We start from the raw sequence: 12,031 nt of genomic DNA, 5'->3' as shown, positions 1-12,031 counted from the left end.
ATAATTTCTTTAAATAGTTTGCGTTTAAGCAAAAACTACCAGACCAATCACGCTATGCTAAAAAGAATACAAAGTGTGCTAGCTGACTGATTTTAGCCGTATAATAACTAATTATGGCTAACGAAAAGCACACACTCTACCTGATAAAACGCCAGACGCAACCAATTATTTTTTTTATGGGGCTAACTTATGGATAACAATATTCAATCTATAACACAAAATGAACTTCTAGAAAAAGCCAATGAGATCATAAGGAAGCATGATGACTTCATTCATGGGATGTTCGTTCATACCGTCGAGCAACACCGTGACACTTTAGTCTTTAAAGGTGAATCTTTTCTCGATGCCAATGGTATTCCAACAACCAAAAGTGCCGCGGCTTTCAATATGTATAAACATCTATCACATATACTGTCTGAACAGTATCGCCTTAAGTAATAATGCCTAAGCAAAAAATTACCGGCTTTTAGCCGGTAATTAATAATAGTTATGAAATGTATTTTTTGCGAGAAAACTTAATCTCAATTTAATTACATAAATGGTTTCTGACCACGCTGCCACCAGCGTAATAACAACTTATCGACATTTTCAGAAACACTCCCCGTAAACCTTTCTAACATTTTTTTACTTTGAGTATAACGAACACTGATTATTTCTTTGGTTTCTACCGCAGAAATAATAATATCATCACTGACACCAATTTGATCAATCAACCCTTTCTCAAGTGCTTGACTACCATACCAGTATTCGCCAGTCGCAACCGCATCGATATCCAATGATGGGCGGTTTTGATGAACAAACTGCTTAAATAACTCATGAGTTTCATTAAGGTTTTCAACAAACTTCTTACGCCCTTGTTCGGTATTCTCACCTAACATAGTTAACGTACGTTTGTATTCACCCGCTGTATGTAACTCAACATCAACATCATGTTTTTTTAACAAACGGTGGATATTAGGTACTTGAGCAACCACGCCTATTGATCCTAGGATAGCAAAGGGAGCCGCAACAATTTTATTCGCGATACAGGCCATCATATAGCCACCGCTTGCCGCAACTTTATCGACAGCTATCGTTAACGGAATATTTTTTTCTTTAATGCGCGAAAGTTGCGATGCAGCCAAACCATAGCCATGCACCATCCCACCTGGGCTTTCAAGACGTAATAAAACTTCATCATGAGCTTCTGCCACAGCCAGAATAGCACTGACTTCTTCTCTTAAAGAATTCACTTCTCGCGCATCCATACTGCCTTTAAAGTCTAAAACATATAAACAAGGCTTTTTAACTGTCGTTTGACCTATTTTAGCCCCTGCTTTTTCATTTTTTTCCTGCACCTTTTGTTGTTTCTTAAATGCTTTCATCCAAACTTTATGCTCAGATGCATTCATTTTAACTTGCTGCATTTGGCGTTGGCGCTCACGATAATTCTCACCTAAATCAGTAAGTTTTAGCTCACCTCTACCACCTTGGCGACGCATTCCAACACCAAAAACAAAAACGGCTAGTGCGATAATCGCAACGACTATCGTGACAACTTTTGCCAAAAATAGTCCATACAGAGAGAAATACTCCACAAAATCATCCTTCTCATGTTTATCTTGATAAAAATAGTCTCATGATTGCTCTTAAACAACCAGTAAAATAACTCTGCTTTTTATCGTAATTTCACTTAAATCTCTACGCTACATTAGCCAATAGCATCAATCAATGAGATGATATCGTAACTGTTAACAAATAGGATAGGAAAAATACTATGCTCCACTATCAACCCAAACATGACCTGCTAAGTCGTAAAACCCTTTTAGTTACTGGGGCCGGTGATGGTATTGGCCGTGAAGCCGCATTAACCTATGCCCGCTTCGGTGCCTCTTTAATCCTTGTAGGTAGAACAAAACATAAGCTTGAAAGCGTTAGCCAAGAAATCGAAAAACTCACTGGCAAAGCGGCTGATATCTATGTATTAGACCTATTAACAGCCCCTTATGAACAGTATGTTGAGTTAGCCGATGAAATTGCTAAAAAGCACCCTTATCTTGATGGCGTGTTACATAACGCTGGGCTATTGGGTGTTGTAGCACCAATCATCGAGCAGCCCGCTGACTTATGGCATGATGTTATGCAGGTCAACGTTAATGCTTCATTTATGTTAACTCAAGTTTTGCTTCCTCTATTATTGAAAGCGCCAAACGCATCCCTTGTTTTCACCAGTTCCAGCGTAGGTAAAAAAGGCCGCGCAGACTGGGGAGCTTACTCTGTTTCTAAATTTGCGACTGAAGGCCTAATGCAGATTCTCTCAGAGGAGTATAAAAATACTGGCTTACGTGTGAATTGCATTAATCCAGGACGTACACGAACCAGTATGCGTGCTAGCGCTGCGCCAGATGAAGATCCAATGACCATCAAAGCCCCCGCTGATATCATGCCAATCTATCTATTCTTGATGAGTAATGATAGCTTACGTAAAACTGGCATTAGTTTTGATGCTCAACCGGCTCAACAAGTCAAGGCAACGGAGTGATTTTATGTCTCAAAGTCGACATGAAGAACGCCAACAACGTCTAAAAGAAAAAGTCGATGCTCGAATTGAATCCGCTCAATTAGAGCGAGGCATTTTGCTTGTTTTTACAGGGAACGGTAAAGGCAAAACAACCGCGGCATTTGGTACAGTTTGCCGAGCGGTAGGTCATGGCCAAAAAGCGGCGGTAGTGCAATTTATCAAAGGCAGCTGGGATAACGGTGAACGTGAATTATTGCAACCTCATGGTGTCGCTTTTCATGTCATGTCCACAGGTTTTACATGGGAGACCCAAGATCGTGAAGCCGATACCCTTGCCTGCCTTGATACATGGCATCATGCACAACAGTTACTGACCGACCCATTAATCGATTTGGTTGTGCTTGATGAAATCACTTATATGATTAGCTACAATTATCTGCCGCTAGAAGTCGTGATACATGCCCTCACTCATCGGCCTGAAAATCAATCAGTGATTATTACGGGACGAGGCTGTCATCGTGATTTACTCAATTTAGCCGATACTGTAACAGAAATGCGCCCTGTCAAACATGCATTTGATGCCGGTATAAAAGCCCAAAAAGGGATAGATTGGTAACTCTCTTTTCAACTGCCGGTAGGCTCACTCGCGTATCGGCAACTTAGTGATACATCAACGTACCAGCACCAAATATCGCGCGTGTTTGCTGCATAAATTCAGCATATTTACGTTTTTCTTGTAATGAGCTTCTATCGCTCCCCATTTGGCTATAAATGATCGCCATATGCGAAATTTTATTATGATATTGATTGTAATAAAATTGCTTTCTTTGCGGATCGAGTGAACGCCGGAAGCTATCGATCAGATTAACCACCTCTTGAGCATGCAGCTGCAAGGCCTCATCTGAGAAATCGGGTTGAGTGAGAGGGTAATCAAAATGAACTGTCACTGATTGATTGGCGTGATTCACCATTTTTTTCACAATAAGCTGTGATATCAATCCATCCTCTTGATGAATTAAGTCTACTAATTCTTTATGCGTCAAACATTTCGTTTTCACTTGGCTGACTGTTGTCGAGCTGTTTATCTCTTCAGGCACCGCTTCCCCAACGTGAAAATCACAATTAAACACATTATTATCAATAATATAATCATTACTACTATTGATTCTACCATTTAGCAGATAACCATTCACGACTAAGGATTGTTTCTTTAAATGATGAATAGAAGGAATACCTTCAGTGCCATGAACAAAACTGTATGTATAATAAATTTGCTTATTGGGATTGAGAATGCCGCCTTTATTGCCTGGGTACACAATAAATTGTACAGCTTTGCCTGACATTGTCGTCATCAAATGCGGCCCTGGCCGTAATAGAATACTGCCCACCCCTTGATGTGGAATAACGATCGGCTGGTAATCGATAAAAAATATCAAACTTTCTGATGAATCGTTTGTAAAATAAAAACGCCCACTTTCAGATGTTATCGTTTTGGGATCATCACAAGCGCTAATACTGAAGCCTAAACTAACGACTAGCAACGTCTTGATTAATCGAAAACCAATCATAGAAGACAATAACCTTTTATTCTATCCTTACAGCCAATGAAAGTACCGTAAACACCGGGTATTCTCAAATACGTTTTTATCATTTTGTGACAAATACATTACTAGAATTAATAAAAAAGGTTATAGAAAATTCTATAACCTTTTTTAAAGAAATAATAAATCCAAATATCGTTAGATACGTGTACGGCGCTTCGCTGTCGGTCTAGATGATTGGCGTTTAGAGGCCGGTCTTGAAGCGACTTGTGAATGACGTTTAACTGCACGACGGATTTGATTCGCTTTAATACGTCGTTGGTCACGTTCAACCGCCACTTTCGTTTCCGTTTCTGGCTCCAGTTCCACCAGCTCTCTTAAGTAGTTGGTTTGTTCCAGTCCCAGTTCTGTCCAACCACCACGTGGTAAGCCTTTTGGTAGGTCAATATCACCATATCTTACACGGATCAGGCGGCTAACTTGTACACCAACGGCTTCCCATAAGCGACGCACTTCACGGTTACGTCCTTCCGTTAAAGTAACGTTATACCATTGGTTCATACCTTCACCACCTCGGTATGAAACTGTTTTAAATGCTGCGGGACCATCCTCAAGTTGAACACCTTGAGTTAGCTGACGTATTTTCGCATCGGTAATTTCACCAAATACACGCACAGCATATTCACGTTCAACTTCACGACTTGGATGCATCAAACGGTTTGCCAGCTCACCGTCTGTCGTAAACAGTAATAATCCACTTGTATTAACATCAAGACGTCCAACAGCAATCCAGCGTGCACCAACAAGTTTTGGTAAACGGGTAAAGACTGTCGGGCGACCTTCAGGGTCATGACGAGTACATAACTCCCCTTCAGGTTTATAGTAAGCCATGACACGGCAGATCTCTTTTTCAGCTTCTTTTATCGCTAAAATACGCCCATCTAATCTAATTTTTGTCGATGATTTAACTTCAATGCGATCACCTAACGTGGCCATTTTACCATCGACACTGATGCGCCCTTCTTTTAAAAAGGATTCGATTTCACGGCGGGAGCCATGCCCTGAACGGGCAAGAATTTTTTGTAACTTTTCAGTTTTTTGCGGTTTGGCGCTCATATAACCCTCAAATGTCGCCTTCACAGGCGTCAGATAATTTTTCGTCAATAATGATGACAAAAAATAACGAATTGGAAAACCTGCGCATTATACACAGGTTTATGGAGATCCCCTATTATTAATCCATATATCGAACTTAACGTTATTCGAACGGAGATGGGTCACCGGTGCCAACACGGACAACAACTGGGCTATCGTCAGTTAAATCAATGACCGTCGTTGGTTTCTGGCCAATATAGCCTCCATGGATAACTAAATCGACCTGTTTACCCAGTACGTCACGGATTTCTTCAGGATCGGATTGCGTAAAATCATCTCCTGGCATTATCAGGCTGGTTGACATTAATGGTTCACCAACGGCTTCAAGCAAATCACGAGCAATTGGGTTTGATGGCACTCTTAACCCAATTGTTTTACGCTTTTCATTCATCAAACGGCGCGGAACCTCTTTTGTGCCACGAAGAATAAACGTGTAATTACCCGGTGTATTGTTTTTGATTAAACGAAATGCCGTATTATCAACATGGGCGTAATTGGAGAGTTCAGAAAGATCACGACACATTAAGGTGAAGTTATGATTTGCATCCAGTTGGCGTATACGGCAAATGCGTTGCAGCGCATCTTTTTCCTCTAAACGACACCCTATCGCATAACCAGAATCCGTCGGATAAACAATCACACCACCTTTATTTATAATTTCAACACTTTGCGCAATTAGCCGTGCTTGTGGATTATCCGGATGGATATAAAAAAACTGACTCATACAGACCTCTGATCTTTAGTATTGACAGCATCATCCGGTAAAAAACCTTAAAATGGTACTATCTTTTATTAATTATTTACCCTAGTGCACACACCTGTCATGATATGTTCACTGAATGATTAGGTTAGTTTTTAACAAGTTAACTTGCTTATCGTGTGCCAATTCAATGACCCAGAAGCGCCAAATAACGTCACCTCTCCACCATTAAATTTTTCTCTCTATCGCGATAGAAAATAAGCAACTTAACCTGAATCCACTTAAGTATAATGCGTATATTTTACACCGTATTTATTATACATCAACGGTTTATGCTGTTTTCACCTCATTCCATAGGGTCCAGACAGCCTGTTGGTCATCCGGCAACCAAAGGTTACGACCTAACTCTATCCATGAACAAGGGCGATGAAAATCCGACCCCACAGAGGTTTTTAAATCATTTAATAGAGCCAATTCCGCTAAATATTGCTTCTCGTTTGCGGGTTGTTGGCAATGAGATACTTCCATCGCATCCCCTTGAGACTGCTTAAAATAGGCAACTAACCGTTTGATCCATTTATTGGATAGTTGATATTTCGATGGATGAGCGAGTACTGCAACGCCTCCTGATTGATGAATGGCATTCACTGCATCATCAATACTGCACCATTTGGCCGGAACATACCCTATCTTCCCTTTTGATAAATAGCGTTTAAAGACATTATTAATATTTTTTTCTTTGCCTATTTTCACTAAATACTGTGCAAAATGTGCTCTGGTCACCTGCCCACCTGTTGCAATTTGCAATGCATTTTCCCATGCATCCGGTATGCCCGCTTTTTGTAAACGCCGACCCATTTCGATCCCACGTTCTAAACGTAGCTGAGACTGTTGCTTTAATAATTGAACCATTGACGGCGCAGTAGGTGAAAAATTTAATCCAACAATATGAATCTCAATATTTTCCCATAGCGTTGAAATTTCAACGCCATTAATGAGTGTTAGAGGCCGTTGTGTTTGTTCAAGGTATTCACGCGCCTCAATAACCCCTTCACATGTATCGTGATCGGTGATGGACAGCACATCAATTCCCATATCAATCGCACGCTCAATCACGTCACTTGGGGATAAATCGCCATCGGAGGCATTCGTATGGCAATGTAAATCATACCGAGTAATTAATGGACTCGAAAATTGTGACATGAGGTGTTTTTCTCCTTTTTTCCAATTTCTGGATATTTTTCCTAAATATAAATAATAAACAGCTTGACACAATCAATGCGATCCAGTTTACTAGTACACAGGACGGCTTGCTAGCCGATATTAGTTTGATTATCCAGAGAGGCACTTATGGCTATCATTAATTTATCAAATCGTTGGTGGCGTAACTTCCCAAATTGGGCGGAAGTCGCACACGCATAAATTTGATATGCCTTAGTGCCAAACCCGCCTTTATCAGCGGGTTTTTTTATGTCTAAAAACAATATAAAAGGCAATAAAATGAATAACCAAAACACAACATTACCACATTTTAGTTTTCTGGATAGCCCAATTAACTACCAGCAAGACCCTACATTGCTATTTCATCATCTGTGTCAGGATACGCCGGCGACGATGCTATTAGAATCTGCCGAAATCAATAGTAAAGCAAACTTACAAAGCTTGCTGATTGTTGACAGTGCTCTACGCATTCGAGCGTTTGGTCAACGTGTAGAAATCGACGCACTCACCGATAATGGCTGCCAATTACTCCCTGTGCTCGCAACACACTTAGCAGATAAAGCACAACATTGTGAATTATCCGCCCAACATTTGACCGTCTCCTTTAAGCAGCCTAGCAGTGATCTCGATGAAGACAGTCGTTTAAAAAGCCCATCATGCTTAGATGTATTACGTTTGCTACCAACACTGGCACAGGCTAATTCACACCAAAGTGACAATTTATTTGTCGGTGGGCTATTTGCTTATGACTTGATCGCCAGTTTTGAATCACTGCCAGAAGTGAAAAATATCAATCGTTGCCCAGATTACTGCTTCTTTGTCGCTGAACACTATTTAGTGATCGACCATCAAAATCAGGCTGCTCGCCTAAAAAGTTGTCTTTTTTCAACTGTTGATGAACATATTCAAACGGTGACGCAACGACATAACCAAATCATTGCCGCATGCCGTCCATTTTTATCCCCTCTACCATTAGGTGAGGCGGAAAAATTCAGCGTAAAAACCAATAAAAGTGATGAGCAATACGGTGCTGTGGTCAATGCGATGAAAGAAGCGATTTATCGTGGTGATATATTTCAAGTTGTACCATCACGTAAATTTTCAATGCCTTGCCCTTACCCATTAATCGCATATCAAAAACTGAAAGCACAGAACCCGAGTCCTTATATGTTTTTTATGCAAGACAATGATTTTTCGCTATTCGGAGCCTCACCCGAAAGTGCGCTGAAATACAATGCGAGTAGCCGTAAGGTCGAAATCTACCCCATCGCTGGCACGCGTCCTCGCGGTCGCGATGCTTCAGGTAAGATTGATTTAGACCTTGATAGTCGTATTGAACTGTCAATGCGAACTGATCATAAAGAATTAGCCGAACATTTTATGCTCGTGGACTTAGCACGTAATGACCTCGCGCGTATCTGTACCCCAGGTAGCCGTTATGTGGCGAATTTAACCAAAGTGGATCGTTACTCATACGTCATGCACCTTGTTTCGCAAGTTGTCGGTACGCTACGTGATGACCTCGATATCTTTCATGCTTATCAAGCGTGTATGAACATGGGAACACTGACGGGGGCACCTAAAGTCAGAGCGATGCAATTAATCGCGGAATATGAGCAAGAGCGCCGCGGTTCTTATGGTGGCGCGGTTGGTTACTTTACCGGTAAAGGCGATTTTGATACTTGCATCGTCATCCGTTCTGCTTATGTCGAAAATGGTATTGCTACCGTACAAGCCGGAGGTGGTGTAGTACTTGATTCATCACCACAAAGTGAAGCTGATGAAACACGTAATAAAGCTCGTGCTGTTATTCGCGCGATTGCCCAAGCCCACCAAGCAGAGGAGTTGTTCTAATGGCTAACATACTATTACTCGATAATGTTGATTCTTTTACTTACAACCTTGTCGATCAACTCCGCTCTGGTGGTCATCAAGTCGTTATTTATCGTAACACGGTGAGTTCAGAACATATTTTATCCGTTCTCAATAAGATGGAATCGCCATTACTCGTGCTCTCTCCCGGTCCGGGTAAACCTAGTGATGCGGGCTGTATGCCTGACGTTCTACAACAGGTTATCGGTAAGTTACCTATTATTGGTATCTGTTTAGGTCATCAAGCGATTATCGAAGCTTATGGTGGCCATGTTTCTGCCGCTGGGGAAATTCTGCATGGTAAATCGTCTATGGCAACACATGACCAACAAGCGATGTTTAGCGGACTTGATAATCCAATTCCTGTCGCTCGCTATCATTCATTAGTGGGTAGTCAAATCCCTGAAAAATTAACAATTTGTGCACAGTCGAATGGCATGGTGATGGCTGTACGTAATGATCATGACCGTGTTTGTGGTTTTCAATTTCATCCGGAATCTATTTTAACCACTGAAGGTGCCATTTTACTGGAAAAAACCGTGGCATGGGCTCTTTCAACACCAACTTGCTCAATCACACCATCGTTATAACCAGGGAAGAGAGAACCTATTATGCAAACTATTTTCGATAAATTATTCCGTGCCCAAGCGCTGACACAACAAGAAAGCCAACAATTATTTAATGCCATCATTCGCGGTGAATTAACTGAGGCGCAATTAGCCGGTGTATTAGTCAGCATGAAAATGCGTGGTGAACAACCAGAAGAGATTGCTGGTGCAGCATTGGCTTGCCTAGAAAATGCGCAACCTTTTCCACGTCCTGATTACCCCTTCAGCGATATTGTCGGTACAGGAGGTGATGGTGCAAATAGTATCAATATCTCTACAGCCAGTGCTTTTGTTGCCGCACAAGCGGGTATTAAAGTGGCTAAGCATGGCAACCGTAGTGTATCTAGCCGCTCAGGCTCTTCGGATTTACTCGCTGCTTTTGGTATTTCATTGGATTTAAGTGCCCAAAGCGCGCGCGATGCACTAGATGAATTAGGCGTGTGTTTCTTATTTGCCCCACAATATCACAGTGGTTTTCGCCATGCGGCGCCTGTACGTACCCAACTAAAAACACGAACTTTATTCAATGTACTGGGGCCACTGATTAATCCTGCACGCCCACCTATTGCCTTAATTGGTGTGTATCAAGAAACATTGGTTGAACCTGTAGCAAAAACGCTACAAATGCTTGGTTTTACACGTGCAGCTGTGGTACACAGTGGAGGAATGGATGAAGTCTCTCTTCATGCAACAACTCAAGTTGCAGAGCTCAATCAAGGAACTTTATCTTTTTATCAGCTCACTGCCAGTGATTTTGGTTTGCAACCGTATCAGCTGTCTGACCTAGAAGGTGGAACGCCCGATGAAAATCGGATTTTGTTGAGCAATTTGTTACAGGGTCACGGAAAACCTGCCCACGAAGCCGCCGTTGCAGCGAATGTTGCCATGCTAATGCGTATTAATGGCTTTGAAGACCTCAAGGCCAATAGCGAACATGCTCTAAATATTATTCGTAGTGGTGCCGCGTATGATCGTGTTACTGCTCTAGCGTCAAGGAACCAATAAAATGAAAGCGACTGTATTACAAAAAATTGTTAATGATAAGCTAACGTATTTAGCGGCGCGCAAAGCTAAACAGCCTTTGGATAGCTTCATTGGTCAAGTCACCCCTGCTAGCCGCAGTTTCTATGAAGCCTTATCAGCAAAAAAACCGGCTTTCATACTTGAATGTAAAAAAGCATCGCCATCAAAAGGATTAATCAGAGAAGACTTTGATCCGGCAGTGATTGCCAACATATATGCCCCCTATGCTTCCGCGATTTCTGTCTTAACCGATGAGAAGTACTTCCAAGGTGATATGGCGTACCTGACCATCGTTAGCAATACCGTTAAACAACCGGTTTTATGTAAGGATTTCATTGTCGACCCTTACCAAATTTACCTTGCGCGGTATTATCAGGCAGATGCTATCTTATTAATGCTCTCCGTCGTCAATGATGAGGAATATATTGCACTCGCTGACGTCGCACACCAATTAAATATGGGTGTATTAACCGAAGTCAGTAATGAAGAAGAATTACAACGCGCCATAAAGCTAAAAGCACACGTTGTCGGTATTAACAACCGTGATTTGCGTGACCTCTCGATAGATTTAAACCGAACGCGTCAACTCGCACCACGTTTACCAAAAGAGACGATTATCATCAGTGAGTCAGGTATTCACCGTCATCAACATATTCAAGCCTTAAGCCAGTACGTAAATGGTTTTCTAATTGGCAGTGCATTGATGGAACAAGCGGATATCGACAAAGGATTACAAAAATTATTGATCGGTGAACATAAAGTCTGTGGACTTACTCGAGGCCAAGATGCTAAAGCCGCCCTCACAGCTGGCGCAACATACGGAGGACTGATTTTTGCTGAAAGCTCCCCGAGAAAAGTGACACTGTCACAAGCAAAACAGATTGTCCATACTGTACCTCTACAATATGTCGGTGTATTTCGTGATCAATCTACTGATTTTATTGCCCACATGGTAGAACAACTCGCACTCTCCGCGGTACAACTGCATGGCAATGAAGATATCGACTATGTGCAAAATCTGCGCGCTATCTTACCTAAACATTGTGAAATTTGGAAAGCGGTCAACATGTCGCAACCTGACTTTAGTCAGTTTGAAGGACAACCCATTGACCTACTCGTTCTCGATAATGGCGCTGGTGGCAGCGGACACACCTTTGATTGGGAAAAAATACCTAGTCATAGTCCGTTCCGCGTTATGGTTGCCGGCGGATTAAACGCTGACAATTGTCGACAAGCGGCAACACTATTATGCAATGGCCTTGATTTTAACTCCGGTGTCGAAGTTGAACCTGGTATCAAAAGCGAGACAAAGATCAAACAAGTTTTCAGTTGTTTAGCCAGCTAATGTCCCATTGATTGGCATTATATTTGGCTTCAACGCCCTAAACTGAACCCTAATTAAGTCGCATGA

At 41.7% G+C, this 12,031-nt stretch carries 10 protein-coding genes, 1 pseudogene and 1 other annotated feature; of the genes and pseudogenes, 6 read left to right on the top strand and 5 right to left on the bottom strand.

The window, feature by feature from the left end; genetic code table 11:
- Window positions 1-189 precede the first annotated feature (189 nt).
- On the top strand, window positions 190-438 hold the full coding sequence (locus ACWPW6_RS09370; RefSeq protein WP_154624946.1) for a DUF2498 family protein: 249 nt from the start codon (window positions 190-192) through the stop codon (window positions 436-438).
- 92 nt (window positions 439-530) lie between these two features.
- On the opposite strand, the gene sohB is transcribed toward ACWPW6_RS09370, so the two are convergent.
- Window positions 531-1,577: a protease SohB gene (gene sohB / locus ACWPW6_RS09365; RefSeq protein ID WP_163861558.1), complete on the bottom strand. Its 1,047-nt coding sequence runs from the start codon at window positions 1,575-1,577 to the stop codon at window positions 531-533.
- Between the two features lie 179 nt (window positions 1,578-1,756).
- Here sohB and ACWPW6_RS09360 point away from each other — a divergent pair, with 179 nt between their 5' ends.
- Window positions 1,757-2,521 (top strand): YciK family oxidoreductase, encoded by a 765-nt coding sequence (locus ACWPW6_RS09360; protein ID WP_154624945.1) that lies wholly within the window; start codon window positions 1,757-1,759, stop codon window positions 2,519-2,521.
- A 4-nt stretch (window positions 2,522-2,525) separates the two neighbouring features.
- The gene (cobO, locus tag ACWPW6_RS09355) at window positions 2,526-3,116 is read left to right on the top strand and encodes a cob(I)yrinic acid a,c-diamide adenosyltransferase (RefSeq protein WP_250000442.1); all 591 of its coding nucleotides are present in this window, start codon (window positions 2,526-2,528) and stop codon (window positions 3,114-3,116) included.
- A 43-nt stretch (window positions 3,117-3,159) separates the two neighbouring features.
- Here the strand turns inward: cobO and ACWPW6_RS09350 are convergent, their stop codons facing one another.
- The 4 genes from ACWPW6_RS09350 to rnm all read right to left on the bottom strand — a co-directional run bounded on the left by ACWPW6_RS09350 (window position 3,160) and on the right by rnm (window position 7,099).
- Window positions 3,160-4,068, bottom strand: coding sequence for a hypothetical protein (locus ACWPW6_RS09350; protein WP_154624943.1), 909 nt, complete (start codon window positions 4,066-4,068; stop codon window positions 3,160-3,162).
- Between the two features lie 171 nt (window positions 4,069-4,239).
- Window positions 4,240-5,157, bottom strand: a complete 918-nt coding sequence (rluB, locus tag ACWPW6_RS09345; protein WP_154624942.1) for a 23S rRNA pseudouridine(2605) synthase RluB — start codon at window positions 5,155-5,157, stop codon at window positions 4,240-4,242.
- 142 nt (window positions 5,158-5,299) lie between these two features.
- Window positions 5,300-5,920 (bottom strand): L-threonylcarbamoyladenylate synthase, encoded by a 621-nt coding sequence (locus ACWPW6_RS09340; protein ID WP_154624941.1) that lies wholly within the window; start codon window positions 5,918-5,920, stop codon window positions 5,300-5,302.
- Window positions 5,921-6,226: 306 nt separating this feature from the next.
- Entirely contained in the window at window positions 6,227-7,099 is an 873-nt protein-coding gene (rnm, locus tag ACWPW6_RS09335; RefSeq protein WP_154624940.1) for an RNase RNM, read from the bottom strand.
- A 168-nt stretch (window positions 7,100-7,267) separates the two neighbouring features.
- Window positions 7,268-7,368, top strand: a sequence feature (Trp leader region).
- Window positions 7,369-7,396: 28 nt separating this feature from the next.
- Here rnm and ACWPW6_RS09330 point away from each other — a divergent pair.
- The 3 genes and pseudogenes from ACWPW6_RS09330 (at window position 7,397) to trpCF (ending at window position 11,965) form a co-directional block, all read left to right on the top strand.
- Window positions 7,397-8,971, top strand: a complete 1,575-nt coding sequence (locus tag ACWPW6_RS09330; RefSeq protein ID WP_154624949.1) for an anthranilate synthase component 1 — start codon at window positions 7,397-7,399, stop codon at window positions 8,969-8,971.
- Window positions 8,971-10,602: pseudogene (trpD, locus tag ACWPW6_RS09325) on the top strand (bifunctional anthranilate synthase glutamate amidotransferase component TrpG/anthranilate phosphoribosyltransferase TrpD). Before ACWPW6_RS09330 ends, trpD begins: the two are co-directional and overlap by 1 nt.
- A gap of 1 nt (window position 10,603) precedes the next feature.
- Window positions 10,604-11,965, top strand: coding sequence for a bifunctional indole-3-glycerol-phosphate synthase TrpC/phosphoribosylanthranilate isomerase TrpF (gene trpCF / locus ACWPW6_RS09320; protein ID WP_163861555.1), 1,362 nt, complete (start codon window positions 10,604-10,606; stop codon window positions 11,963-11,965).
- Window positions 11,966-12,031: the final 66 nt, after the last annotated feature.

Source organism: Providencia sp. Marseille-Q8014, assembly GCF_965112055.1.
The sequence above is the reverse complement of the archived record's forward strand: the minus strand, read 5'-3'. Positions and strand labels throughout refer to the sequence as shown.